General features: G+C 61.0%; 25 protein-coding genes and 2 tRNA genes. 16 read left to right on the forward strand and 11 right to left on the reverse strand.

The window, feature by feature from the left end; translation table 11 throughout:
• Nucleotides 1-29 precede the first annotated feature (29 nt).
• The 4 genes from FSY59_RS06080 (at nt 30) to pdxA (ending at nt 4,610) form a co-directional block, all read left to right on the forward strand.
• Nucleotides 30-992 carry a tripartite tricarboxylate transporter substrate binding protein gene (locus FSY59_RS06080; protein ID WP_003058581.1) on the forward strand — a complete coding sequence of 321 codons (963 nt, stop codon included), beginning with the start codon at nt 30-32 and terminating at the stop codon, nt 990-992.
• A gap of 29 nt (nt 993-1,021) precedes the next feature.
• On the forward strand, nt 1,022-2,596 hold the full coding sequence (locus FSY59_RS06085; RefSeq protein ID WP_019043046.1) for a malonyl-CoA synthase: 1,575 nt from the start codon (nt 1,022-1,024) through the stop codon (nt 2,594-2,596).
• Nucleotides 2,597-2,711: 115 nt separating this feature from the next.
• Nucleotides 2,712-3,470: a Nif3-like dinuclear metal center hexameric protein gene (locus FSY59_RS06090; protein WP_003058576.1), complete on the forward strand. Its 759-nt coding sequence runs from the start codon at nt 2,712-2,714 to the stop codon at nt 3,468-3,470.
• An 81-nt stretch (nt 3,471-3,551) separates the two neighbouring features.
• On the forward strand, nt 3,552-4,610 hold the full coding sequence (pdxA, locus tag FSY59_RS06095; RefSeq protein ID WP_003058574.1) for a 4-hydroxythreonine-4-phosphate dehydrogenase PdxA: 1,059 nt from the start codon (nt 3,552-3,554) through the stop codon (nt 4,608-4,610).
• 113 nt (nt 4,611-4,723) lie between these two features.
• Here pdxA and mscL read toward each other — a convergent pair whose 3' ends face one another.
• Together mscL and FSY59_RS27345 are read right to left on the reverse strand one after the other, a co-directional pair.
• Nucleotides 4,724-5,158, reverse strand: coding sequence for a large conductance mechanosensitive channel protein MscL (gene mscL, locus FSY59_RS06100; RefSeq protein ID WP_003058572.1), 435 nt, complete (start codon nt 5,156-5,158; stop codon nt 4,724-4,726).
• Nucleotides 5,133-5,309 (reverse strand): hypothetical protein, encoded by a 177-nt coding sequence (locus tag FSY59_RS27345; protein ID WP_155496306.1) that lies wholly within the window; start codon nt 5,307-5,309, stop codon nt 5,133-5,135. The genes mscL and FSY59_RS27345 overlap by 26 nt, the downstream gene beginning before the upstream one ends.
• Here FSY59_RS27345 and petA point away from each other — a divergent pair.
• From petA to FSY59_RS06130, 6 genes are all read left to right on the forward strand, one after another.
• Nucleotides 5,308-5,910 (forward strand): ubiquinol-cytochrome c reductase iron-sulfur subunit, encoded by a 603-nt coding sequence (gene petA, locus FSY59_RS06105; RefSeq protein WP_003058571.1) that lies wholly within the window; start codon nt 5,308-5,310, stop codon nt 5,908-5,910. The two genes, FSY59_RS27345 and petA, sit on opposite strands and share 2 nt — an antisense overlap.
• Before the next feature lie 14 nt (nt 5,911-5,924).
• The gene (locus FSY59_RS06110) at nt 5,925-7,340 is read left to right on the forward strand and encodes a cytochrome bc complex cytochrome b subunit (protein WP_003058568.1); all 1,416 of its coding nucleotides are present in this window, start codon (nt 5,925-5,927) and stop codon (nt 7,338-7,340) included.
• Nucleotides 7,341-7,357: 17 nt separating this feature from the next.
• The gene (locus FSY59_RS06115; RefSeq protein ID WP_148728668.1) at nt 7,358-8,113 is read left to right on the forward strand and encodes a cytochrome c1; all 756 of its coding nucleotides are present in this window, start codon (nt 7,358-7,360) and stop codon (nt 8,111-8,113) included.
• A gap of 100 nt (nt 8,114-8,213) precedes the next feature.
• Nucleotides 8,214-8,825 (forward strand): glutathione S-transferase N-terminal domain-containing protein, encoded by a 612-nt coding sequence (locus FSY59_RS06120; protein WP_003058564.1) that lies wholly within the window; start codon nt 8,214-8,216, stop codon nt 8,823-8,825.
• Between the two features lie 99 nt (nt 8,826-8,924).
• On the forward strand, nt 8,925-9,443 hold the full coding sequence (locus FSY59_RS06125; RefSeq protein ID WP_148728669.1) for a ClpXP protease specificity-enhancing factor: 519 nt from the start codon (nt 8,925-8,927) through the stop codon (nt 9,441-9,443).
• Nucleotides 9,444-9,540: 97 nt separating this feature from the next.
• Nucleotides 9,541-9,616: transfer RNA gene (locus tag FSY59_RS06130), tRNA-Thr, on the forward strand.
• A 55-nt stretch (nt 9,617-9,671) separates the two neighbouring features.
• Here FSY59_RS06130 and FSY59_RS06135 read toward each other — a convergent pair.
• Entirely contained in the window at nt 9,672-9,977 is a 306-nt protein-coding gene (locus tag FSY59_RS06135; protein WP_003058561.1) for a hypothetical protein, read from the reverse strand.
• 314 nt (nt 9,978-10,291) lie between these two features.
• Here FSY59_RS06135 and secA point away from each other — a divergent pair, with 314 nt between their 5' ends.
• From secA to FSY59_RS06155, 4 genes are all read left to right on the forward strand, one after another.
• Complete coding sequence (gene secA / locus FSY59_RS06140) at nt 10,292-13,051, forward strand: preprotein translocase subunit SecA (RefSeq protein WP_003058559.1); 2,760 nt, start codon at nt 10,292-10,294, stop codon at nt 13,049-13,051.
• Nucleotides 13,052-13,429: 378 nt separating this feature from the next.
• Complete coding sequence (gene argJ, locus FSY59_RS06145) at nt 13,430-14,659, forward strand: bifunctional glutamate N-acetyltransferase/amino-acid acetyltransferase ArgJ (RefSeq protein WP_003058557.1); 1,230 nt, start codon at nt 13,430-13,432, stop codon at nt 14,657-14,659.
• Nucleotides 14,660-14,931: 272 nt separating this feature from the next.
• On the forward strand, nt 14,932-15,867 hold the full coding sequence (locus FSY59_RS06150; RefSeq protein WP_003058555.1) for an ATP-binding protein: 936 nt from the start codon (nt 14,932-14,934) through the stop codon (nt 15,865-15,867).
• A gap of 12 nt (nt 15,868-15,879) precedes the next feature.
• On the forward strand, nt 15,880-16,350 hold the full coding sequence (locus FSY59_RS06155) for an NUDIX domain-containing protein (RefSeq protein WP_148728670.1): 471 nt from the start codon (nt 15,880-15,882) through the stop codon (nt 16,348-16,350).
• 115 nt (nt 16,351-16,465) lie between these two features.
• Here FSY59_RS06155 and FSY59_RS06160 read toward each other — a convergent pair whose 3' ends face one another.
• The 8 genes from FSY59_RS06160 to FSY59_RS06195 form a co-directional block, all read right to left on the reverse strand.
• Nucleotides 16,466-16,678 carry a DNA gyrase inhibitor YacG gene (locus FSY59_RS06160; RefSeq protein ID WP_003058551.1) on the reverse strand — a complete coding sequence of 71 codons (213 nt, stop codon included), beginning with the start codon at nt 16,676-16,678 and terminating at the stop codon, nt 16,466-16,468.
• Nucleotides 16,679-16,776: 98 nt separating this feature from the next.
• Entirely contained in the window at nt 16,777-17,532 is a 756-nt protein-coding gene (zapD, locus tag FSY59_RS06165; protein WP_003058549.1) for a cell division protein ZapD, read from the reverse strand.
• Between the two features lie 87 nt (nt 17,533-17,619).
• Nucleotides 17,620-18,246, reverse strand: a complete 627-nt coding sequence (gene coaE, locus FSY59_RS06170; protein ID WP_148728671.1) for a dephospho-CoA kinase — start codon at nt 18,244-18,246, stop codon at nt 17,620-17,622.
• A gap of 3 nt (nt 18,247-18,249) precedes the next feature.
• Nucleotides 18,250-19,119 carry an A24 family peptidase gene (locus FSY59_RS06175; protein ID WP_148728672.1) on the reverse strand — a complete coding sequence of 290 codons (870 nt, stop codon included), beginning with the start codon at nt 19,117-19,119 and terminating at the stop codon, nt 18,250-18,252.
• Nucleotides 19,119-20,336, reverse strand: a complete 1,218-nt coding sequence (locus tag FSY59_RS06180) for a type II secretion system F family protein (RefSeq protein WP_148728673.1) — start codon at nt 20,334-20,336, stop codon at nt 19,119-19,121. The genes FSY59_RS06175 and FSY59_RS06180 overlap by 1 nt, the downstream gene beginning before the upstream one ends.
• Nucleotides 20,337-20,359: 23 nt before the next feature.
• Complete coding sequence (gene pilB / locus FSY59_RS06185; RefSeq protein ID WP_003058542.1) at nt 20,360-22,102, reverse strand: type IV-A pilus assembly ATPase PilB; 1,743 nt, start codon at nt 22,100-22,102, stop codon at nt 20,360-20,362.
• A gap of 138 nt (nt 22,103-22,240) precedes the next feature.
• Nucleotides 22,241-22,317 (reverse strand) — tRNA-Pro (locus tag FSY59_RS06190).
• A gap of 39 nt (nt 22,318-22,356) precedes the next feature.
• Nucleotides 22,357-23,286, reverse strand: a complete 930-nt coding sequence (locus FSY59_RS06195; RefSeq protein ID WP_003058538.1) for a polyprenyl synthetase family protein — start codon at nt 23,284-23,286, stop codon at nt 22,357-22,359.
• A 342-nt stretch (nt 23,287-23,628) separates the two neighbouring features.
• Between FSY59_RS06195 and rplU the strand changes: the two genes are divergently transcribed.
• On the forward strand, nt 23,629-23,940 hold the full coding sequence (gene rplU, locus FSY59_RS06200) for a 50S ribosomal protein L21 (RefSeq protein WP_003058536.1): 312 nt from the start codon (nt 23,629-23,631) through the stop codon (nt 23,938-23,940).
• 16 nt (nt 23,941-23,956) lie between these two features.
• Entirely contained in the window at nt 23,957-24,214 is a 258-nt protein-coding gene (rpmA, locus tag FSY59_RS06205; RefSeq protein ID WP_003058534.1) for a 50S ribosomal protein L27, read from the forward strand.
• Nucleotides 24,215-24,223 lie beyond the last annotated feature (9 nt).

Consider the following 24,223-nt stretch of genomic DNA (forward strand, 5'->3'; position numbering starts at 1 on the left):
CAGCCCCACCTTCCATCAAGGAGACAAGCATGTTCAAGAAAGCATTGGTATCGGCCTGCCTGCTGAGCGCCAGCGCCTTGGCACTGGCGGACGCCTACCCGTCGCGCCCCATCACGCTGATGGTGGGCTTTCCGCCTGGCGGCGGCGCCGACGCGGTGGCGCGCATCGTCAGCGAAAAGCTGGGGCGGGTGTTGAACCAGGCGGTGCTGGTGGACAACCGCCCCGGAGCAGGCACGACGATTGCGTCGGACCTGGTGGCACGCGCGCCTGCGGACGGCTATACCTTGCTGCTGGGTTCCGCCAATCTCTATGGCACGGACCAGATTCTCTACAAGAGTGCGCGCTACGACGGTGTCCGGAGCTTCACGCCCATCATGCGCTGGAGCGACTCGCCCATGCTGCTGGCGGTGAAAAAGGACTTTCCCGAAAAAACCGTGGCGGGTCTGATCGAGCAGGCCCGCAGGCATCCCGGCAAGCTGACGTATTCCTCGTCCGGCACCGGCGTGGTCACGCATCTGGCGGGGGCCTCGTTTGCGCATGCCGCCGGCATCGATATGCTGCATGTGCCGTTCAAGGGCGGCGCTCCGTCGATTCAGGCCGTGGGTGCGGGCGATGTGGATATGACTTTCGGGACGCCGCCTTCGGTGATGCCGATGGCCGCTGGCGGCAAGCTGCGCATCATGGCCGTGACGACGGCCCAGCGCTCGCAGCTATTTCCCGATCTGCCGGCCATGCAGGAGTCCGGCATCGATGGGGCGGACTTCACGCTCTGGTTCGGTCTGTACGGGCCGGCCAAGCTGCCCGGGCAGATCACGCAAAGGCTGTTCGAGGCCAGCCGCCAGGCCTTGAGCGACCCGGAAGTGAAGGCCAAGCTTGAAAAGCAGGGCGTCGTGGCCTACCCCTCGGCATCGCCCCAGGAGTTCGAGGCCTGGGCCCAGGCCGATGGCAAGAAGCAAAAAACCATTGCCGAGCGTGCCATGGCAGGGCAATGAACCGGTATCCACCCAAGAGAGTTCTTCGTATGTCCCACCACAATATGTTCACCGCACTGCGTGCCGCCTTTCCGGCCGATCTGGATGAGGTCGCCATCGAGGCCGTATCGCCCCTGGCATCCGCAGGCGAGCCGCTTGTCTACACCTGGCGCGACCTGGACCGCATGAGTGCGCGCATGGCGAATCTGCTGGCTTCGCTCGATCTGCCCGCCGCAAGCCGTATTGCGGTGCAGGTGGAAAAGTCGGTCGAGGCGCTGATGCTGTACCTGGCCACCTTGCGTGCGGGCCATGTGTTCTTGCCGCTCAACACCGCCTACCAGAGCGCCGAGATCGAATATTTCATCGGCAATGCAGAGCCCGCCGTGGTGGTGTGCACGCCCGGCAATGCGCACTGGGTGGCAAAGGTGGCTGCAGCCTGCGGCACGCAGCATGTCTTCACGCTGGGCGAAGCGCAGGACGGCAGCCTGCTGGAGCAGGCGCTGCGCTTCGACGACGTGCATGCGCCGGCGCCGTGCCAGGCCGATGATCTGGCCGCCATTCTCTACACCAGCGGCACCACGGGCCGCAGCAAGGGGGCGGTGCTCTCGCATGGCAATCTGCTCTCGAACGCACTCATGCTCAAGCAGTACTGGGGCTGGCGCACGCGCGAGCAGGGCGGCGACGTGCTGATCCACGCCTTGCCTATCTTCCATGCGCACGGGCTGTTCGTCGCCATCCACGGCGCGCTGATCAATGGCAGCAAGATCATCTGGATGGCGAAATTCGACGCCAGGGCCGTGATCGCCGCCATGTCGCGCGCCACCGTGTTCATGGGCGTGCCGACGCTGTATGTGCGGATGCTGGCCGAGCCGACCCTGACCAGGGAGGCGGCCAGCCGGATGCGGCTGTTCATCTCCGGCTCCGCGCCGCTGCTGATCGAAACCTTTGGCGAGTGGCGCCAGCGCACCGGCCACACCATCCTGGAGCGCTATGGCATGAGCGAGACCATCATGCTTGCCTCCAATCCTTACGAGCCCGATGCGCGCCACGGCGGCCAGGACGAGCGCCGCGGCGGCACCGTGGGCTTTGCGCTGCCCGGTGTGGGCGTGCGCGTGGCGGGCGACAACGGCCAGCCGCTGCCCACGGGCGAGGTCGGCGCCATAGAGGTCCAGGGACCCAATGTCTTCAAAGGCTATTGGCGCATGCCAGAAAAGACGGCACAGGAGTTCACGGCCGACGGCTGGTTCAGGACCGGCGACGTCGGCAAGCTCGATGAGCGCGGCTATATCACCATCGTGGGCCGCAGCAAGGATTTGATCATCAGCGGTGGCTACAACGTCTACCCGGCGGAGATCGAAGGCTTCATCAACGAGATGCCCGGCGTGGCCGAGAGCGCTCTGGTCGGTGTGCCGCACCCGGATTTCGGCGAGGTGGGCGTGGCGGTGGTTGTCGCCAGGCCGGGTCATTCGCCCGGCAGCGATGCGATCGTCGCGCAGCTGAAAGCGCAGCTCGCCAACTTCAAGATTCCCAAGCGCTGCTTTGTCGTCCCAGAGCTGCCGCGCAACACCATGGGCAAGGTGCAGAAAAACCTGCTGCGTGATCAGTACCGAAGTCTGTTCACTTAAAAAGCATAGCTTCTATCGCATGTTTATCAATATCTTCAGATATTTTTAATGTTGAAATCCTTGTTAAAAATGCGATAAGTGCTCCTTACTTTGAAACAGGCAGGGTGCGACAATCATGCTCATGATGACTACCCGCCAAGACATGCTGCAGGCATTCGATGCCTTGCTGCAGCCCGAACGTTTCAAGGACTACGGACCCAACGGCCTGCAGGTCGAAGGCAGGAGCGAGATTGGTCGCATCGTCAGCGGTGTGACGGCCAGTCGCGCCCTGATCGAAGCTGCGATCGAGGCCCGAGCCGACGCCATCTTCGTGCATCACGGCCTGTTCTGGCGCGGCATGGATGGGCGCATCACGGGCTGGCTCAAGGAGCGCATCCGCCTGCTGCTGGCGTATGACATCAATCTGTTTGCCTATCACCTGCCGCTGGATGCCCATGCCGAACTGGGCAACAACGCGCAACTCGGTGCGCGGCTGGGCGTGCAGGGTCAGGCGGCCTTCGGCGAACAGAATCTGGGCTGGCTGGCGGATGTGGACTTTGCCGATGCCGCCGCTCTGGCCGAGCATGTGCAAAGCGTGCTGGGGCGCAAGGTGACGCTGGCCGGTTTGCAGGAGCACAAGCCGATCCGCAAGCTGGCCTGGTGCACCGGAGGGGCGCAGGGCTTTTTCGAGTCCGCGATTGCCGCCGGCGCCGATGCCTATATCACCGGCGAGATCTCCGAGCCCCAGATGCATCTGGCGCGAGAGATGGGGGTGAGCTTTATCGCTGCCGGCCATCATGCCACCGAGCGCTACGGCGCGCCGGCCGTGGCCGCCCATGTGGCCCAGGAGTGCGGGCTGGAGCACCTCTTCATCGATATCGACAACCCGGCCTGATCCGGTTCCGGACCTTCGTCTCTCACTTTTGATGGCTGCAAGCACTTGATAGCAGAGGAGCTTGCGGCGACCCTGATGCCTATGTCCGTCATTGCTTCAACCCAAACCATCGCCATCACCCAGGGCGACTGCGCAGGCATAGGGCCTGAAATCATCGCCAAGGCCTTCCGGGCTGCACCGCAGGCCATGCGCGGCTGCTTTGTGGTGGGCGAGTTGCAGACTTTGCGCCGCGCCACGGCGCTGGCCGCCCGTGCTGCCGACGGCGATCAGGCCATCGCCCAGCCGGTGGTGGTGATCGATGAGCCGGGCGAAGCCTGGTCTGTGCCGGAAGGTGCCGTCGCGCTGCTGAACTTGCCGGGGCTGGCGGGGCCTCAGCCCTATGGCCAGATTTGCGCAGCGGCCGGGCAGGCCGCGGCGCAATGCGTGGTCTGGGCCGCCCAAGCGGCTTTGCGTGGCGAGATTGCCGCCCTGGTCACGGCGCCCTTGCACAAGGAGGCGCTGCATCTGGCAGGCGTGACTTTCCCCGGGCACACGGAACTTCTGCAGGCCGAGGCGGCCGCCCATGCGGGCGTTTCGCTCGAGCAGATGCCGGTGCGCATGATGCTGGCCAATGACGAGTTGCGCACCGTGCTGGTCAGCATCCATGTGTCGCTGCGCGAGGCCATCGAGGCCATGACCGGGCCGCAGATCCTGCAGACCTTGCGCATCACGCATCAGGCGCTGGGCAGGAACCTGGGACGCGCGCCGCGCATGGCCGTGGCCGGGCTCAATCCGCATGCGGGCGAGGGCGGCATCTTCGGGCGTGAGGAAATCGAGATCATTGCCCCGGCGATCGCCGCAGCGCAGGCCGAAGGCATGGATGTGCAGGGGCCGTTTGCGCCGGACACGGTCTTCATGCGGGCGCGAAATACGCCAGCCCACCCGGGTGAATTCGATGTGGTGTTGGCGATGTACCACGACCAAGGGTTGATCCCAGTCAAATATTTGGGTGTGGAAAAAGGCGTCAACGTGACCCTCGGTTTGCCGCTGGTACGCACCAGTCCCGACCATGGCACGGCCTTTGACATTGCAGGTCAGGGCGTGGCCGACGAGGCCAGCCTGCTCGAAGCCGTACACATGGCACGCAGTCTGGCGATCTGACGCGTCCTCAGCGGCGGTTCGGTGCGATTTCCGTCCGCATGCATGCACGGCAGCGCCCCATGAAAAAAGCCTGCCGGGGCCGGCAGGCTTGCAGTCATCGGACCTGAAGGATCTCAGGCCTTGCGATTGAGGCTGTCGCGGATCTCGCGCAGCAGCTGAATGTCTTCAGGCGTAGCGGGTGCTTGCTCCGGTGCCGCAGGTGCCTCGCGCTTGAGGCGGTTGATCTGCTTGACCATCATGAAAATGATGAAGGCCAGAATCACGAAGTTCACGGCAACGGTGATGAAGTTGCCGTAGGCAAATACAGGAATGCCGGCTTTTTTCAGCGCATCCAGGGTGCGTGGAACTCCCTCGGGCATGGTGCCCAGAACGACGAACAGATTGGAGAAATCCAGCTTGCCGAAGAACAGACCCACCAGAGGCATGATCAGGTCGTTGACCACGGAATCAACGATTTTCCCGAACGCGCCGCCGATGATCACGCCGACGGCAAGATCCATGACGTTTCCCTTGATTGCGAACTCACGGAATTCTTGCATCATGCCCATAAGCAGTTCCAGTCACTAAGAGTTTGAGATAGCGCAGTATTGCGTGACTTTGGCGGTTGTCAACGTCGGACTGGGGCTGGAATAACCATAACCCCGCCGCTAGAATTTGCAGCTGACCCCAAATCAAGCGATGTACTTCGAGGAAATCCATGAGTGACTCTCCAGTCGACTCCAGCAAGCGCACGTGGATCATCACGTCAGCATGTGCTGGTGCCGTGGGCGGTGTGGCAACGGCCGTCCCTTTTGTGAGCTCCTTCCAGCCTTCTGAAAAAGCCAAGGCAGCAGGTGCTGCGGTAGAGGTGGATATCTCCAGTCTCAAGGATGGTGAGAAGCTCACCGTCGAGTGGCGTGGCAAGCCGGTGTGGATCATCAAGCGCACACCCGAGCAGCTCAAGGACTTGCCTGGCCTCGATGGCGAACTGGCGGACCCGAAATCGGTGCGTCATCCCGAAGAGTTCACGCCGCCCTATGCGCAAAATGAAGCGCGCTCCATCAAGCCTGAAATCCTCGTGGTCGTGGGCATCTGCACCCACCTGGGCTGCTCTCCCTCCGACAAGTTCGTCGCGGGGCCTCAGCCTTCGCTGCCCGCAGACTGGAAGGGGGGGTTCCTGTGCCCCTGCCATGGTTCCACCTTCGACATGGCCGGCCGGGTGTTCAAGAACAAGCCAGCGCCGGACAACCTGCAGGTGCCGCCACATATGTATCTGTCCGACACCAAGCTGCTGATTGGTGAAGACACCAAGGCAGCCTGAGGGAGACAAGAACAATGGCCCACGAATTCAAGCAAATCGACCCGAACTCCACGACCGGAGCGAAGGCCATGAACTGGCTGGAGAACCGGTTTCCGACGGCATTCGATGCATACCGCGTCCATATGTCGGAGTACTACGCGCCCAAGAACTTCAACTTCTGGTACATCTTCGGCTCGCTGGCGCTGCTGGTGCTGGTGATCCAGATCGTCACCGGCATCTTCCTGGTGATGCACTACAAGCCCGACGCCGAAAAGGCGTTTGCTTCGGTGGAATACATCATGCGTGATGTGCCCTGGGGCTGGCTGATCCGCTATATGCACTCCACGGGCGCCTCGGCGTTCTTTGTCGTGGTCTATCTGCATATGTTTCGCGGTCTTCTGTACGGTTCTTACCGCAAGCCGCGCGAACTGGTCTGGATCTTCGGTTGCGCCATCTTCCTGGTGCTGATGGCCGAAGCCTTCATGGGCTATCTGCTGCCCTGGGGGCAGATGTCGTACTGGGGCGCCCAGGTGATCGTGAACCTGTTCTCCGCCATCCCCTTTGTCGGCCCCGATCTGGCCTTGCTGATCCGTGGCGACTTTGTGGTGGGCGATGCGACGCTGAACCGCTTCTTCAGCTTCCACGTGATTGCCGTGCCCCTGGTGCTGCTGGGTCTGGTCGTGGCGCACTTGCTGGCGCTGCACGATGTGGGCTCCAACAATCCCGACGGTATCGAGATCAAGGGCCCGAATGCACCCAAGGATGAAAAGGGCCACCCTCTGGATGGCATTCCCTTCCACCCCTACTACACGGTGCATGACATCTTTGGCGTGACGGTGTTCCTGTTCCTGTTCTCGGCCGTGGTGTTCTTTGCGCCCGAGTTCGGCGGCTACTTCCTGGAGTACAACAACTTCATCCCCGCCGATCCTCTGCAGACGCCCAATCACATTGCGCCCGTCTGGTATTTCACGCCGTTTTACTCGATGCTGCGTGCCATCACCGGCGAGATGATGTATGTGCTGATCGCCTGCGTGGTGCTGGGTGCCGGCTACGGCATTCTCAAGTCGCGCCTGCCCGGTTTTGCCAAGGGCGCCGTCGCCATCGTGGCCCTGGGTGCCATCGCCATGATGCTGTCCATCGACGCCAAGTTCTGGGGTGTGGTCGTCATGGGCGGTGCGGTCATCATCCTGTTTGCCCTGCCCTGGCTCGATTGCAGCCCGGTCAAGTCGATCCGCTATCGTCCCAGCTGGCACAAGTATGTGTATGCCGTGTTTGTGGTGAATTTCGTCGTCCTCGCCTATCTGGGTGTGCAGCCTCCGTCGCCGATTGGCGAGAAGGTGTCTCAGGTCGGCACGCTGTTCTACTTCGGCTTCTTCCTGCTCATGCCCTGGTGGAGTCGCTTGGGCGAGACCAAGCCCGTGCCCGAGCGTGTGACCTTCAAGCCTCACTGAAGCAGGAGAGAACAAGAATGAAGAAACTGATTCTGACCCTGGTTGCGGCCCTGGGTATCGCCGGTGCTGCGCAAGCCTCCGAAGGCGGCATCCACTGGGACAAGGCGCCGGTCAACACCAGCAATACGGCATCCCTGCAAAATGGTGCCAAGATCTTTGTCAACTACTGCCTGAGCTGCCACTCCGCTGCCTTCATGCGTTTCAACCGCTTGAAGGACATCGGTCTGACCGAGCAGGACATCAAGGACAATCTGCTGTTTTCCACCGACAAGGTGGGTGAGACCATGAAGGCCGCCATCAATCCCAAGGAGGCCAAGGAGTGGTTCGGTGCCAATCCTCCCGATCTGACGGTGATTGCGCGCTCACGCGCCGGCTCGGGCGGCTCGGGTGCCGATTACCTGTATACCTTCTTGCGTACTTTCTACAGGGATGACACCAAGGCCACAGGCTGGAATAATCTCTCCTTTCCCAGCGTAGGCATGCCGCATGCGCTGTGGGAGCTGCAGGGCGAGCGTCGCGCCATCTTCGAAGAGCATGACGACCACGGAACTAAGACCCAGGTCTTCAAGGGTTGGGAGCAGGTGTCTCCTGGCAAGATGAGCGCAGTGCAGTACGATCAGGCAGTTGGCGATCTGGTGAATTACCTGCAATGGATGGGGGAGCCGGCTCAGAACACCCGAACCCGTATAGGGGTGGGCGTTTTGATTTTCCTGGGTATCTTCATCTTTATCGCTTGGCGCCTGAATGCCGCGTTCTGGAAAGACGTGAAATAAGCTTTGCCGCCGTGCAGCAGTTGTCTGCAGCCAAACCGTGTTAGTGCAGAGTGGGGTGCCGTGGGCAACCCACTCTTTTTGATTTTTAGGAGTCTCCACCATGATGGTGCTTTATTCGGGAACGACTTGCCCCTTCTCACACCGCTGCCGCTTTGTGCTGTTTGAAAAAGGCATGGATTTCGAGATCCGCGATGTGGACTTGTTCAGCAAGCCCGAAGAGATCGCCGTGATGAACCCCTATGGTCAAGTGCCAATCCTGGTCGAGCGCGACCTGATCCTGTACGAGTCCAACATCATCAACGAGTACATCGATGAGCGCTTTCCCCATCCCCAGCTGATGCCTGGCGACCCCGTGGATCGGGCCCGTGTGCGCCTGTTCCTGCTGAACTTCGAAAAGGAACTGTTCGTGCACGTGAGCGCACTCGAAGAGCGCAACGTCAAGGGCAATGAAAAGGCTCTGGAAAAGGCCCGTGCCCATATCCGCGATCGCCTGACCCAGATGGCGCCCATCTTCCTGAAGAACAAGTACATCATGGGCGAGAACTTCTCCATGCTGGACGTGGCCATTGCTCCGCTGCTGTGGCGCCTGGACTACTACGGCATCGAGCTGTCCAAGAATGCCGCTCCTTTGCTCAAGTATGCCGAGCGCATCTTCTCGCGTCCGGCTTACATTGAAGCGCTGACGCCTTCCGAAAAGGTCATGCGCAAGTAATTGCACATGAGCGCAGAGCGGGCATGCTGAAGGGATTTCCTTCATCTGCCCGCTTTTTTGTCTTTGCAATCTTCTGGATTTGATTCGTCAGGAAACGAGATGACAGCCCCTGAAACGACTTCAACCCGTCCGTATCTGCTGCGGGCTTTGTTTGAATGGTGTACCGACAATGGCTTGACGCCGCATATCGCCGTGCGTGTGGATCGCAGCACCCAGGTGCCCATGGAGTTTGTACGCGACGGCCAGATCGTGCTCAACATCAGCTACGACGCGACCAGCGGCCTGCTGATCGGCAACGAGTACGTGGAATTCAAGGCACGCTTTGGCGGCCAGTCCCGGGAAATCATGGTGCCCGTGGCAAACGTCATGGCCATCTATGCCCGCGAGACCGGCCAGGGCATGGCCTTCCCGTCCGAGGAGGACGAAGTCTCCGAGGATGGCGATGTGCCATTGATGGACGATAGCGAGCCCGATATGGAGTCGGATGAAGAATCCTCGGCCGAGCGTGTGGTGCAGCTGGTTCCCGTCAAGGCCGAAGCAGAGGCTTCCGGCGAAGAGGATGCTCCTCGTACGCCTCCGCCTGCAGGTGGCCGTCCGGCGCTCAAGCGTGTGAAATAAGCGCAGAGAAGTCCTGGAATCGGAGGCCCGAGGGCAAGCCAAGAAAATTCGGGTTTCTTCTTTTGGGGCTGTTTTTCTACGTTAGAATTCAGTCTTCGCCGGTTTAGCTCAGTTGGTAGAGCACCCGCCTTGTAAGCGGTAGGTCGTCAGTTCGAATCCGACAACCGGCACCAAACAAATAGGTCTCTTCGGAGGCCTTTTTTGTTTTTCAGTGCCTAAAAAGCCTTATCAGGCCTGAACTTTGATGCGTATGCTGGTGACGGCCCAGCCTTTGGTGCGCAGATGGGCGGCCATGGCGGGCAGCAGTTGGCGCACTTTGGCCGCCGCCGCATTATTTTTCACAATCAGGCACCAGCCGTCTTCCTCAATGGGTCCTGCCTGCAGGCTGGCGCGCAGCATGGGCGGCACCAGCGGCATGACCGCCTTGAGCCGGTTGCTGGAATCCTGCGTCAGCGCTGCCAGGCGCGCCAATGGGGGAGACGACTCCATGGCATGGATGGCGGTAACGGCGTGATGACGGCGAACAATGGTCATGCGGGTGGCGGCGGTTTGGCTGGGCGAAGCCCAAGCTTAGCGCAGTCGGCAATGCATGCGGCAGTGCGGGCCGTTTGCGCCAGCAATGCATTCCCGTAGCTACTCTGAAGTAGCGCAAAACCAGGACAGGCCTGCGCGGTTAGAATGATTTTTTTGGTCCTGTTCCTGTTTTGGAGGCGCCAGGAGGTTTTTCACCTATTTTGGGTGTGGCTCTTGACGGCCCCGGGGACGGCCCCATCTGAAGACCAACAATCAAGGAATTCTGGACACATTGCTTTGCGCAACCGGCAAAAAAGCGATGTGCCTTCGCACGCATGGCCACCAATTTCCTCACCAAACTGTTCGGCAGCCGCAATGACCGGTTGCTCAAGCAATACCGTAAGACAGTCGCTCGCATCAATGCGATGGAGCCTGAGTACGAAAAGCTCAGCGATGAGGCATTGCGCGCCAAGACGCAGGAGTTCAAGGATCGCGTTGCCAAGGGCGAGGCGCTGGACGAGCTGTTGCCCGAAGCCTTTGCCGTGGTGCGCGAAGGCTCCAAGCGCGTCATGAAGATGCGTCACTTTGACGTGCAGATGCTGGGCGCCATGGCGCTGCATGACGGCAAGATTGCCGAAATGCGCACCGGTGAAGGCAAGACGCTGACCGCGACGCTGCCCGTGTACCTCAATGCCCTGTCGGGAGAGGGCGTGCATGTGGTGACCGTCAACGATTACCTGGCCAACCGCGATGCCATGACCATGGCTCGCCTCTATAACTTCCTCGGTCTGTCGGTGGGCATCAACCTGCCCAATCTGTCGCGCGAGCAAAAGCAGCAGGCCTACAACTCCGACATCACCTACGGTACGAACAACGAGTACGGCTTCGACTACCTGCGTGACAACATGGTGTATGAGCCCGGCGACCGTGTGCAGCGCGTGCTGAACTACGCCATCGTCGACGAGGTGGACTCGATTCTGATCGACGAGGCGCGTACTCCGCTGATCATCTCCGGCCCGGCCGAGGATCACACGGCCATGTATGTGGCCATGAATCAGATCGTGCCGAATCTGGTGCGTCAGGAAGGCGAAGCCGATCCCCGCACGGGCGAAGGCGTGACCAAGCCCGGCGACTTTACGGTCGATGAAAAATCCCATCAGGTCTATCTGACCGACCAGGGCTATGAAGCGGCCGAGCGCCTGCTGAGCCATGCCGGCCTGATCACCGAAGGCTCGTCGCTCTACGATCCCTCCAATATCTCTCTGGTGCACCATCTGTACGCCGCGCTGCGTGCCAACCAGCTGTACTTCCGCGATCAGCACTATGTGGTGCAGAACGACGAAATCGTGATCGTGGACGAGTTCACCGGCCGCCTGATGGCAGGCCGCCGCTGGAGCGATGGCCTGCATCAGGCTGTGGAAGCCAAGGAAGGTGTGGCCATTCAGGCCGAGAACCAGACCATGGCCTCGATCACCTTCCAGAACTACTTCCGTCTGTACAAGAAGCTGTCGGGCATGACCGGGACGGCCGACACCGAAGCCTACGAATTCCAGGAAATCTATGGCCTGGAGACCGTGGTCGTGCCGCCCAACAAGCCCAGCAAGCGCCAGGATCAGCTCGATCGCGTCTACAAGACCACCAAGGAAAAGTACGATGCAGCGATCAAGGATATCCGCGAGTGCTACGAGCGCGGCCAGCCCGTGCTGGTCGGCACGACCTCGATCGAGAACTCCGAAATCATCGACCAGCTGCTGACCCGCGAGAAGCTGCCCCATCAGGTGCTCAACGCCAAGCAGCATGAGCGCGAGGCCGACATCATTGCCCAGGCGGGCAGTGAAGGCATGATCACCATCGCCACCAATATGGCCGGCCGTGGTACCGACATCGTGCTGGGCGGCAATATCGACAAGCAGCTCAAGGCCATCGAGAGCAACGAGGCGCTGAGCGAGGCAGAGCGCAATCAGCAGATCGAGCAACTGCGTGCCGACTGGCAAGTGGCCCACGACAAGATCGTGGCCCTGGGCGGTCTGCGCATCATCGCCACCGAGCGTCACGAGTCGCGCCGTATCGACAACCAGCTGCGCGGCCGTTCGGGCCGTCAGGGCGATCCCGGTTCCTCGCGCTTCTATCTGAGTCTGGACGACCAGCTGATGCGCATCTTCGCGGGCGACCGTGTCAAGGCCATCATGGACCGCCTGAAGATGCCCGAAGGCGAAGCCATCGAGGCTGGCATCGTGACCCGCTCCATCGAGTCTGCACAGCGCAAGGTGGAAGCCCGCAACTTCGACATGCGCAAGCAGCTGCTCGAATATGACGATGTGGCGAACGACCAGCGCAAGGTGATCTACCAGCAGCGCAACGACATTCTGGATTCGACCGATCTGAACGGCATGCTGGCCGCCATGCGCGAGGACGTGATCACCGACCTGGTGCGCCAGTATGTGCCGGCCGAGTCCATGGAAGAGCAGTGGGACGTGCCCGGCCTGGAAAAGGCGCTGGCCAGCGAATGGCAGATCGACCTGCCATTGCAGCAGGACGTGGCGGGTTCGGAATCCATCACCGACGAAGAGATTCTGGAAAAGGTCGTCAAGGCGGCCCACGATCTGTTCGATGCCAAGGTGGCTCTGATCGGTCAGGAGAACTTCACGCAGTTCCAGCGTGCCGTGCTGCTGCAGAGCTTCGACACCAACTGGCGCGACCATCTGGCCGCGCTGGACTATCTGCGCCAGGGCATTCACCTGCGCGGCTATGCCCAGAAGCAGCCCAAGCAGGAATACAAGCGCGAGGCATTCGAGCTGTTCCGCCAGCTGATCGATCAGGTCAAGACCGAAGTCACCCGTGTGCTGATGACGGTGCAGGTCCGCTCGCGCGAAGAGATGGACGAAGCTGCCGTCGCCATGAACGAGCGCGGTGCCCAGAGCCTGGAGCACATGAGCTATGCCTCGCCCTCGGATACCGAAGGCATGAGCATCGAGGACGACGTGACGCTCGCCGAGCCTCTGGCCATGCCCGAGGGCGTGCATGTGGGCCGCAACGACCCCTGCCCCTGCGGCAGCGGCAAGAAGTTCAAGCTTTGCCACGGCAAGCTGTCCTAACCCCCTGAGGCGCTTTGCGCCTTACCCCAGGAAGGGGACTCATGGCTGTGGGACGCTCCTTGCTGGCCGTCTCTGGCTTGGAGTGTGCGTTATCGAACAACACGGGCTGCGGCCCGTGTTTGCATTGGGGCGCAGCTTTTTGCGCAACAAAATCCGGCAAGTCCGATCAGGCCTCTGTTTGTTCCGATAATGGGGAACGTTTTGCTTGCAGTCCGAACTTGCCCCGCGGACTGTGAATCAGTGGCGTGCTCCAGGCGAGAGACATCGAGCAAGGGCCGCCCCGCAGCGAGGATGTCGTCCCCCTCCCGCCAGGCGAGAGAGGGGGAAGCCGCGCAGTGGCTCAGGGGGTGTTTTCCACTTTTCTAGGAACATACAGAAATGTCCGTGAATCTTTCCGCTCCCGTCGCCGCTGATCTGCTGGCGATCAATGGCGTTCGCATTGGTGTGACCGAAGCCGGCGTGCGCAAGGCCAATCGCAAGGACCTGACGGTGTTTCTGCTCGACGAAGGTGCCTCGGTGGCCGGCGTGTTCACCCAGAACCGTTTCTGCGCCGCTCCCGTGCAGATCTGCCGCGAGCATCTGGCGGCCGGCACCGGTATCCGTGCCATGGTCGTCAACACCGGCAATGCCAATGCCGGCACCGGCGCCGCCGGTCTGGCCAATGCCCGCGCCACCTGCGCTGCGCTGGCCCGGGAGCTGGACCTGAGCGCAGGCCAGATCCTGCCTTTCTCCACCGGCGTGATCATGGAAGAGCTGCCCGTGGACCGCATCGTGGCGGGCATGCCCAAGGCCATTGCTGCCGCCAAGGCTGACAACTGGGCCACGGCTGCCGAAGGCATCATGACCACCGACACCTTGCCCAAGGCCTTCAGCCGCAGCATCGGCATTGGTGGCAAGACGGTCTCCATCACCGGCATCAGCAAGGGCGCGGGCATGATCCGTCCCAATATGGCGACCATGCTGGGCTTTCTGGCCACGGATGCGGCGATCGCACCCGAGCTGCTGCAGCCCCTGGTCAAGGAGCTGGCCGACGGCTCCTTCAACCGCGTGACCATCGACGGCGACACCTCCACCAATGACTCGTTCGTGCTGATCGCCACCCACAAGGCCGGCAATGCACAGATCACGGCGCTCTCCAGCGCCGAGGGCGAGCAGCTCAAGGCAGCATTGCTGGAAGTGGCACAAAAGCTCGCCCAAGCCATTGTGCGCGATGGCGAGGGCGCCACCAAGTTCATCAGCGTCAAGGTCGAGGGCGGCAGGAATGAGGAAGAGTGCCGTCTGGTCGCTTACTCCATTGCCCACTCGCCCCTGGTCAAGACGGCCTTTTTTGCTTCCGACCCCAACCTGGGCCGCATCCTGGCCGCTGTGGGCTATGCCGGCATTGCCGATCTGGATCAGACCCAAATCGATCTGTACCTGGACGATGTGCATGTGGTGGTCGACGGCGGCCGCAATCCTTCCTACAAGGAAGAAGACGGCCAGCGCGTGATGAAGCAGCAGGAGATCGTGGTGCGCGTGGTGCTGGGTCGTGGCGATGCCGCACAGACGGTATGGACCTGCGATCTGAGTCACGAATATGTGACGATCAATGCGGATTACCGGTCGTAAATGATCACCCCCTGAGCGGCCCCGCCTGGGTGGCCCCGCCGCTTTCCCCTCTATCTACGCGCTGCGCGCTATGGGAGGGGGACGACAGCCTCGCTGCGCGGCGGCGCTTGCTTGCTGTCCCTTGCTGGTGAGCGCCCCTATTTGGGCGCTTCAATTTCAGGAGCTGCTTGCGTTTGTCTGTATTGAGTTTTGATTGCTTTTTATTCTGAAATCAAGATTGGGAAAGCGCAAGAAGCTATAAAAAATATGGAGATCTGGTCGTGCAAGATGTGATGAACCCTTTGGAGCGCTTGGTCGAGCGTGCCGAGCAATTGATGCAGCGCATCGAATCCGTGCTGCCCCAGCCCCTGCAGGCGCCCGCCGACTGGGATGCAGCGATTGCCTGGCGCTACCGCAAGCGCGCCAACGGCTGCGGTGTGCTGGAGCCGGTTCGCCATGTGGGCGCCATGCAGCTGTCCGATCTGCAGAACATCGATGTGCAAAAGGAAAAGATTGCCCGCAATACCGAGCAGTTCGTCAGCGGTCGCACGGCCAACAATGTGTTGCTGACGGGCGCGCGCGGCACGGGCAAGTCTTCGTTGATCCGCGCCTGCCTGCACAGCTATGCGCCCCAGGGCCTGCGTCTGATCGAGGTGGACAAGGCCGATCTGACCGATCTGCCCGACATCGTCGACGTGGTCGCTGGCCGGAGCGAGAAGTTCATCATCTATTGCGATGATCTGAGCTTTGAAGAGGGCGAGCCCGGCTACAAGGCCATGAAGTCCATGCTGGATGGCTCGGTTTCCGCAGCCACGGCCAATGTGCTGGTCTATGCCACCAGCAATCGCCGCCATCTGTTGCCCGAGTACATGACGGACAACCTGGCGCAGCAAAAAAGCGAGAACGGCGAGATCCATCCCGGTGAGGTGGTGGAGGAAAAGATTTCCCTGTCCGAGCGCTTCGGTCTCTGGGTGAGCTTCTACCCCTTCAGCCAGGACGAATACCTGCGCGTGGTGGCGCAGTGGCTGTCCGCGCTGGGCATGGATCAGGCCACCATCGAGGCGGCCAGGCCCGAAGCCCTGGTCTGGGCGCTGGAGCGCGGCTCGCGCAGCGGTCGTGTGGCCCACCAGTTCGCGCGCGACTATGCAGGCCGCAATGAGCGCCCTGTGACGGTCAAGAAGCGCATTGAAGATGTGGACGGTCTGGCTGAAGAAGCAGACCTGGAATGAAGAAAGAGTGTTGTGGAAGTGACTGCTGAAACACAGGCGCAGCGCAAGCACACGGAAGTGGCCGTGGGCGTGCTGTTGCGCGAATCCGATGGGGCGCTGCTGATTTCAAGCCGCCCTGCAGGCAAGCCTTATGCGGGCTACTGGGAGTTTCCTGGCGGCAAGCTGGAGGCCGGGGAAAGCGTGGAACAGGCTTTGCGCCGAGAGCTGATCGAAGAGCTGGGCGTGACCATCGGCCATGCCCATGCCTGGAAGGTGACCGAGCATGACTACCCGCATGCGCTGGTGCGTCTGCACTGGTGCAAGGTGACGCAATGGTCGGGCGAGTTCGAGATGCGCGAGGGTCAGCAGATGGCCTGGCAGCAGTTGCCGCTTGATGTGCACCCGGTCCTGCCGGGCGCCTATCCTGTGCTGCAATGGCTGAGCGAGGAGCGCGGCCTGGTCTTTGATCAAAGCCATTACGAGGCGCAGCAACCCGTGGATTGAAGCGTTACGCTCCTGAATGGAGAGCGCCTTGCGTACGGTGAGTCTGGATTTGCTTGGGTAATCAAGCTGAAATCAAGAAATATCGGGCGAAAGTCGCTCTTGTTTTTGCTGAAGGCTATTGGTTTTCGGTGCGCGGATCGCCAAACGGCGCATCTTCGGGAGGCGTCTGAGCCGGAACGCGGAACTCTTCATTGCCCCAGGCGCCCAGGTCGATATTGCGGCAACGCTCGCTGCAGAAGGGGCGGAACTTGTTGCTGGGCAAAAAAACGCTGGGGCCGCCGCAGGTCGGGCATTTCACCATGGTGGGGGATTGCTTGTCAGTGCTCATGGCGTAGATGTATCACAGCTGGAAAACACGGGTGGCCGACCCTGAAAGACAGCGAGCCGCAAGCTGCGGCTCGATGGAGAGAGAAGACTGCCTGCGGCTCAGGCGCAGAGCGTCAGCTCGAAAGACGCGTCGTCATTGCTGGGCTGGGGCTTGCCGCCATTGGCCAGCTTGAGCAGGCGCACCGATACCAGCAGGCGGTTGCCGCTGATCTCCGGCACCAGATTCAGATGCGGGTCTATGCGCAGGCGCAGCAGCTGGAAGCTGCGGCCGGCCGGCATGGCCTGCTGGAACACGCCATGCTCGGCCACCACGCGCTGGGGAATGCCGGTCTCGCGCAGCAGCTGCAGAATCAGCTCCAGCGCCTGGCCCAGCGGGGTCAGCTCGCCGGCCCAGTCTTCGAGGTCGCGCTGGCGGTAACGCGGATCGAGGTTCTGCCAAGCGTGATAGGCCGGCAGGTCGAAACTGCAGGTGCCGCCGGGTATGCCCACGCGGCTGCGGATGGACATCAGCCATTCGTTCTCGGTCAGCGCCTGGCCGGTCTTGCCGGTCTGTGCATTGATGGTGGCAAAGCAGCCTTCCACCTGACGCGCCACCTGGTGCAGCATGTGCTGGGAAATATCGGGGTTGTCGCGCAGCACGTCCAGCAGGTGCTTCTGGCGTTCCAGATCCTTGATGACATCGGCGCGAAGATCGCTGCGCGAGGCCACATCCATGATCTCGAAGATGGTGATCAGGGCGAAGTGATGATCGACCGAATGTGCGCGGGTCAGCAGCTCGCGCAGACGGCGATACAGCTGCTCAAGGCGCAGATAAGTTCTCAGACGCTCGTTAAAAGGATATTCGTACAGGATCACGTTTGCTGGGCTCCTCGAGGCGCACAGGAATCAGCGGTCAACGTGCACATGCGGCGATCACACGCACAGGCCAAGCCATGGCCTGCATCATAGCCCGAACCATGCAGCGATTTGATCGGTATATGCGTGGAGAGTTTCGATTGTGACCCCGTCATCGTTGTAGACGACCCAGTCGGCCGCTGCCAGGCGCTGCGTGCGCGTGGCCTGGGCGTCGATGATGGCCTGAATGGCCTCGCGGCTCAGAGCGCTGCGCGCCATGACGCGCTCCGTCTGCGTGCTCTCGCGGCAGTCCACGACCAGCACGCCATCGAGCCTGGTTCGCCAGTGGCCGGATTCGACCAGCAGCGGGATGTCGTGCACGATCAGCTTGCTGTCGGCCGCCACGGCTGCTTCATGCTGCTGCCGGGTCTGCTCGGCGATCAGGGGGTGGAGTATGGCTTCCAGGCGCTGCCGCGCGGAGGAATCGGCAAAGACCAGCTCGCGCATGCGGGCGCGGTTGAGAGCGCCATGGGCGTCGATCAGGTCAGCGCCAAAAGCCTGAGCGATAAAAGGCAGGGCCATGCCGCCGCTTGCCGTCAGGCTGCGCGAGATATGGTCGGCATCGATCAGCGCTGCGCCGCATGTCTGCAGCCTGGCCGCAACCGTGCTTTTGCCGCTGCCAATGCCGCCCGTCAGTCCCAGTCTGAATGGTGAGCGCTCGGGCAAGGCTTGCATGGCTTAAAGACCCGCAAAGCCGAGCACGGCCTGGGGACCCCAGATCAGGCTGACAAAACCGCCACCCGCGAGAAAAGGGCCGAAGGGTACATAGCCGCCTTCGCGCAGCTGGCTGTTGATCTTGAGCACGATGCCGATGACGGCACCCACGACCGATGCCATGAGAATGATGGGCACCAGTGCCTGCCAGCCGAACCAGGCACCGAGCGCGGCAAAGAGCTTGAAGTCGCCATAGCCCATGCCTTCCTTGCCGGTGGCCAGTTTGAAGGCCCAGAAGATCAGCCACAGCGACATATAGCCTGCGACGGCACCCCACAGCGATTGCTGCAGAGGTACGTTGGTCCACTGCAGTGCGGAGGCGATCAGGCCGGCCCAGAGCAGGGGCACAGTGATGGAGTCCGGCAGGAATGTGGTGTCCCAGTCTATCAAGGCAAGTGTCAGCAGCGCTGCGCTGAAGCCGCACCAGGCAAAGCCGGTAGCGCTCAGGCCGTCGCGGCCCAGGCAGAAGGCAAACAGGGCGGCGCAAATCAGCTCAATCAAGGGATAGCGCAGGCTGATGGGCTTTTTGCACTCGGCGCAGCGGCCGCGCAGAAACAGATAGCTGAGCACGGGAATGTTCTCGTACCAGGCGATCTGATGGCCGCAATGCGGGCAGCACGATCTGGGCTGGCTCAGCGTGACGGCTGGCTTGGCGGGCGGCAGCTCGATCCTGGCGCCCTTGTCCTTCTGTTCCTCGGCCCATTGCGCGCCTTCGGCATGCCATTCCTGCTCCATCATCAGCGGCAGGCGGTGGATCACCACATTCAGAAAGCTGCCGATCAGCAAGCCCAGGACGCCGCCGGCAGCGGCATTCAACACCAGTTCGGAAATCATCAGACCACTTGACCCAACTTGAAGATAGGCAGATACATGGACACCACGATGCCGCCGATCAAGGTACCCAGGAAGACGATGATGATGGGCTCCATCAGGCTGGACAGACCCGCCACCATTTCGTCCACTTCGCTTTCATAGAAATCGGCGGCCTTGCCCAGCATATGGTCGATGGCGCCCGATTCCTCGCCGATGGCGCACATCTGCAGCACCATGGAAGGGAAGATATTGGCATTGGCCATGGCAACCGTGAGGCTGGTGCCCGTGGAGACCTCCGACTGAATCCTGTCGGTGGCGCTTTTGTAGAGGTAGTTGCCCGAGGCACCTCCCACGGAGTCCAGTGCCTCGACCAGCGGCACGCCGGCTGCAAACATGGTGGATAGCGTGCGCGTCCAGCGGGCCACGCAGGATTTCTCGATCAGCACGCCGAAGATGGGCAGTTTGAGTACGGTGCGGTCCATGAACTGCTGCACGCGTTCGTTGCGCTTCCAGGCCTGCATGAAGAAGTAGATGCCGCCGCCCAGCACGCCAAAGATCAGCCACCAGTACTGCACAAAGTACTCACTGATGCCCATCACCAGCAGCGTGGGTGCGGGCAGGTCGGCGCCAAAGGAGGTGAAGACCTCCTTGAAGGCCGGAATCACGAAAATCATGATCACGGTCACCACGACAAAGGCCACGATCATCACCGATGTGGGGTACATCAGCGCGGACTTGATCTTGGACTTGATGGCTTCCGTCTTCTCCATATAGGTGGCAAGACGGTCCAGCAGCGATTCCAGAATACCTGCGGCCTCGCCGGCCTCCACCAGGTTGCAGTAGAGACTGTTGAAATAGAGCGGAAACTTGCGAAAGGCAGCGCTCAGCGAGGTACCGGTCTCCACATCGGAGCGGATGTCGTTGAGCAGCTTGGTGACATTGGGGTTGGTATTGCCGCGGCCCACGATGTCGAAAGACTGCAGCAGCGGCACGCCGGCCTTCATCATGGTGGCCAGTTGGCGCGTGAAGAGTGCAATGTCCTTGGGCTTGATCTTCTTGCCGCCGCGGGTCCTGCGCTTCTTGATCTTGGACGGAGTCACGCCCTGGCGGCGCAGCATGGCCTGGATCTGGTTCTCCCCCCCGGCACGCGTTTCGCCGCGCACGATCTTGCCGTTGCGGTCCTTGCCTTCCCACTCGAAGAGATATTCCTTGATTCCCTTGGACGCTGCGCTTGCCATGGCGTTCCCTCACTGATTCTGTTTTACTCGTTGGTGACCGCCAGCACTTCTTCGAGTGAGGTCAGACCCAGCTTGACTTTATGCAGGCCCGAGCCGCGCAGAGAGCGTACTCCTTCGGCCTTGGCTTGTTCAGCAATTTCCAGCGCACTGCCGTCACGCAGGATGATGCGCTGAATCTCCTCGCTGATGGGCATCACCTGATAGATACCGACACGTCCCTTGTAGCCGTTGTTGCAGGCAGGGCAGCCCACAGGCTTGTAGCTGACCCAGCTGCCGTCGAGCTCCTCTTCAGCGTAGCCGGCTTCGATCAGGGCGTCGTGCGGTATGTCGGCGGGTTCCTTGCACTGAGCACACAGGCGTCGTGCCAGGCGCTGGGCGGTGATCAGAATCACGCTGGAAGCAATATTGAAAGGGGCGATGCCCATATTGCGCATGCGCGTCAGTGTGGTCGGAGCATCATTGGTGTGCAGCGTGGACAGCACCAGGTGCCCGGTCTGGGCGGCCTTGATCGAGATGTCGGCGGTTTCCAGGTCACGGATTTCACCGACCATGATGATGTCCGGGTCCTGACGCAGAAAGGATTTGAGCGCAGCGGCAAAGGTCAGGCCGGCCTTCTCGTTCACATTGACCTGATTGACGCCAGGCATGTTGATTTCGGAAGGATCCTCGGCGGTGGCGATGTTCACGCCCGGCTGGTTGAGCAGGTTCAGGCAGGTGTAGAGCGACACGGTCTTGCCCGAGCCCGTGGGGCCGGTGACCAGGATCATGCCGTAGGGGCGGTTGATGGCCTTGAGCAGGCGCTCTTTTTCCTCGGGTTCGTAGCCGAGGGCATCGATGCCCATCTTGGCCGAGCTCGGGTCCAGAATACGGATCACGATCTTCTCGCCAAACAGCGTGGGCAAGGTGCTGACACGAAAGTCGATGACGCGGTCGGGGCCGACCTTGAGCTTCATGCGGCCGTCCTGCGGAACGCGCTTCTCCGAGATGTCCAGGCGCGAGATCACCTTGATGCGGGAAGCCAGCTTGTCCTTGATCGCAATCGGGGGCGAGGCGATCTCGCGCAGCTCGCCGTCGATACGAAAGCGCACGCGGTAATTGTGTTCGTAGGGCTCGAAGTGCAAGTCGGACGCGCGCATATTGAAGGCGTCCAGCAGCATCTTGTGCAGAAACTTGACGACCGGAGCATCCTCGACCTCGGCGCCGACGGCATTGTCTTTTTCCTCGGGGGCATCCTCGATCTTGACGTCGTCGAAGTCAAAGTCTCCGGAGCTGGAATAGGAGTCCAGAGACTCGCTGACGCTCTTGCCGGTCTGCTCGACCAGTTTTTGCAGCTTGTCGGCCTCGACAACTACCCAGTCCACCAGCAACTGGGTTGTGAACTTGATCTGCTCGGCCGCTTCCTGCTGCGTGGGGTCTGCCGTGGCAATGGTGAGCCGGTTGCCGCGCTTGCTGAGCGCCAGCACGCGGTAGGCGTTGCTGATCTTCGGGTCCAGCAGCTCGCGTGGCAGTTGCTGGGCGTCGATGGCATTGAGGTCCAGCAACGGTGTGCTGAACATCATGGAGATGGTTTCGGCAATTTCCAGTGCGCTGATTTCGCCGGACTGGCTCAGTTCGGTGATGAATGGAGTCTTGCCTGTGGCGGCTTTCTTGGCTGCGTTTTCGGCTGCTTGCTGCGAGACCTTGCCGGCGGAAATCAGGGCTCTGCCTAGACCAGGGATGGCAATGGGCGCAGGGGCGTTCTTTTGCAGATTGTCGGCAGCGGCCATGTATCCAAGTCTGGGTGGGGTAGGAGGAGTCCTATCCTACCATCCTTGTTGTTACCGACGGTATGCCGCCAGACCCGCATGTCGGCCTCAACACGGCGTCATTGAACCTGGCGCAAGAAACGGCGACAAAAATGAGATTGGTCGGGGTGAGAGGATTCGAACCTCCGGCCTCTACGTCCCGAACGTAGCGCTCTACCAGGCTAAGCTACACCCCGCAAGCTTTGTTTGTCGAGCACCCAGGTGCACCTGGCGATTCAGGTGCGGCGCTCCAAAAGCTGAGAGGCCAATTGTAGCAAACTTGCGGTGTATGCATTGCCTGGCAGAGCGGCCAAGGCATCAATGGCGCGCTGAGCTTCCGCATGTGCGGCTGCTCTGGCAATGTCCAGGGCGCCGGTGCTGCGCACGATATCCACCACGGCGTCGAGCTGATCGGTGGAGCCTTGCTCGATGGCGTTGCGCACAATGGCGGCCTGCTCGGCGCTGCCGCGCTGCATGGCTGCGATCAGGGGCAGGGTGCATTTGCCTTCGCGCAGGTCGTCGCCCAGGTTCTTGCCCATTTCCTGGGCGTTGCCGGTGTAGTCCAGCACATCGTCGATGATCTGGAAAGCCGTTCCCAGGGCCTGGCCATAGGTGGCGCAGGCCTGTTCCATTTCGGGCGTGGCGCCGGCCAGCACGGCAGCCAGCTGTGCGCTGGCCTCGAAGAGTTGGGCGGTCTTGGAACGGATCACATGCAGATAGCCGGCTTCATTCAGCGATGCATCATGGGTGTTGATGAGCTGCTGGACTTCGCCTTCCGCGATCACATTGGTGGCGTCGGACAGAATTTGCAGCACGCGCATGCTGCCCACTTCCACCATCATCTGGAACGAGCGGGTGTGCAGAAAGTCTCCGACCAGAACGCTGGCCGGGTTGCCGAAGGTCTCGTTGGCCGTAGCCCTGCCACGGCGCAGTGTGGACTCATCCACCACATCGTCGTGCAGCAAGGTTGCCGTGTGGATCAGTTCCACCACGGCGGCCAGAATGTATTTGTTCTTGCCCTGGTGGCCGAGGGCGCCGGCGATCAGCAGCAGCAGTGCCGGACGCAGGCGTTTGCCGCCTGCGGCAATGATGTATTGGGAGATCTGTGCGATCAGGGGGACGCTGGTTGTCAGTCGCTGAGCAATGACGATATCCACTTCGCGCATGTCATCTGCGATCAAGGCAAGCGGATTGGATGTGGAAATTTCTGTAGTCAAGGTGATGAACCGCCAAGTGGACTCTCGATTATAGAAAGATGCAACCAAGTTTTGCGTGGTGTCCTCAGAGCCCGTTCAAGTGAACGAAGGCTGCGACATTGCCGTCGCTCGCAAGGCGCAAGCCTCACCGCGCACCTGTACCTGACATCTGTCCCGCGAGGCCACGGTCGCGGCGTGCGCGGATGCTGAAGCGCTTCCTGGGGGTATGGCAGCAGAAAAAATGCATGCGTGCTAGAATTGCCGGCTCCGTGGAAATCATTTCATGGAACTCTCAGACTTTAGAGGTTTTTAATGTACGCAGTCATAAAAACCGGCGGCAAGCAGTATCGCGTTGCAGCTGGCGAAAAGATCAAGGTAGAACAGATTGCTGCGGACGTAGGCCAGGAAATCGTGATCGACCAAGTTTTGGCCGTCGGCAACGGCGCTGAAATCAAGGTTGGTGCCCCCCTGGTGTCCGGTGCATCTGTAAAGGCAACTGTGGTTGCTCACGGCAAGCACGACAAGGTGCACATCTTCAAGATGCGCCGTCGTAAGCACTATCAAAAGCGCCAAGGCCATCGTCAGCAGTTCACCGAACTGCAAATCGTGGCAATCGCTGCTTAATTTTAGGAGCTAAGTCATGGCACAGAAAAAAGGCGGCGGCTCTACGCGTAACGGACGTGATTCCAAGCCAAAAATGCTGGGCGTGAAGGCCTTTGGTGGCGAGCTGGTGACAGCTGGTTCCATCATCGTGCGTCAGCGCGGCACCAAGTTCCACCCCGGTGAGAACGTTGGCGTGGGCAAGGATCACACCCTGTTTGCACTGGTTGACGGCCACGTGTCGTTCGGTGTGAAGGGCGCTCTGTCCAAGCAAACAGTCAACATCACGGCTGCATAAGTCGTCTGT

The sequence above is a fragment of the Comamonas sp. Z3 genome (genome assembly GCF_008121565.1).
GTDB lineage: Bacteria > Pseudomonadota > Gammaproteobacteria > Burkholderiales > Burkholderiaceae_C > Comamonas > Comamonas brasiliensis.

Coding starts and splice junctions, on each gene's coding strand:
- FSY59_RS06080 (WP_003058581.1), top strand. CDS start 30: ATGTTCAAGAAAGCATTGGTATCGGCCTGCCTGCTGAGCGCCAGCGCC.
- FSY59_RS06085 (WP_019043046.1), top strand. CDS start 1,022: ATGTCCCACCACAATATGTTCACCGCACTGCGTGCCGCCTTTCCGGCC.
- FSY59_RS06090 (WP_003058576.1), top strand. CDS start 2,712: ATGCTCATGATGACTACCCGCCAAGACATGCTGCAGGCATTCGATGCC.
- pdxA (WP_003058574.1), top strand. CDS start 3,552: ATGTCCGTCATTGCTTCAACCCAAACCATCGCCATCACCCAGGGCGAC.
- mscL (WP_003058572.1), bottom strand. CDS start 5,158: ATGGGCATGATGCAAGAATTCCGTGAGTTCGCAATCAAGGGAAACGTC.
- petA (WP_003058571.1), top strand. CDS start 5,308: ATGAGTGACTCTCCAGTCGACTCCAGCAAGCGCACGTGGATCATCACG.
- FSY59_RS27345 (WP_155496306.1), bottom strand. CDS start 5,309: ATGGATTTCCTCGAAGTACATCGCTTGATTTGGGGTCAGCTGCAAATT.
- FSY59_RS06110 (WP_003058568.1), top strand. CDS start 5,925: ATGGCCCACGAATTCAAGCAAATCGACCCGAACTCCACGACCGGAGCG.
- FSY59_RS06115 (WP_148728668.1), top strand. CDS start 7,358: ATGAAGAAACTGATTCTGACCCTGGTTGCGGCCCTGGGTATCGCCGGT.
- FSY59_RS06120 (WP_003058564.1), top strand. CDS start 8,214: ATGATGGTGCTTTATTCGGGAACGACTTGCCCCTTCTCACACCGCTGC.
- FSY59_RS06125 (WP_148728669.1), top strand. CDS start 8,925: ATGACAGCCCCTGAAACGACTTCAACCCGTCCGTATCTGCTGCGGGCT.
- FSY59_RS06135 (WP_003058561.1), bottom strand. CDS start 9,977: ATGACCATTGTTCGCCGTCATCACGCCGTTACCGCCATCCATGCCATG.
- secA (WP_003058559.1), top strand. CDS start 10,292: ATGGCCACCAATTTCCTCACCAAACTGTTCGGCAGCCGCAATGACCGG.
- argJ (WP_003058557.1), top strand. CDS start 13,430: ATGTCCGTGAATCTTTCCGCTCCCGTCGCCGCTGATCTGCTGGCGATC.
- FSY59_RS06150 (WP_003058555.1), top strand. CDS start 14,932: ATGAACCCTTTGGAGCGCTTGGTCGAGCGTGCCGAGCAATTGATGCAG.
- FSY59_RS06160 (WP_003058551.1), bottom strand. CDS start 16,678: ATGAGCACTGACAAGCAATCCCCCACCATGGTGAAATGCCCGACCTGC.
- coaE (WP_148728671.1), bottom strand. CDS start 18,246: ATGCAAGCCTTGCCCGAGCGCTCACCATTCAGACTGGGACTGACGGGC.
- FSY59_RS06175 (WP_148728672.1), bottom strand. CDS start 19,119: ATGATTTCCGAACTGGTGTTGAATGCCGCTGCCGGCGGCGTCCTGGGC.
- FSY59_RS06180 (WP_148728673.1), bottom strand. CDS start 20,336: ATGGCAAGCGCAGCGTCCAAGGGAATCAAGGAATATCTCTTCGAGTGG.
- pilB (WP_003058542.1), bottom strand. CDS start 22,102: ATGGCCGCTGCCGACAATCTGCAAAAGAACGCCCCTGCGCCCATTGCC.
- FSY59_RS06195 (WP_003058538.1), bottom strand. CDS start 23,286: ATGCGCGAAGTGGATATCGTCATTGCTCAGCGACTGACAACCAGCGTC.
- rplU (WP_003058536.1), top strand. CDS start 23,629: ATGTACGCAGTCATAAAAACCGGCGGCAAGCAGTATCGCGTTGCAGCT.
- rpmA (WP_003058534.1), top strand. CDS start 23,957: ATGGCACAGAAAAAAGGCGGCGGCTCTACGCGTAACGGACGTGATTCC.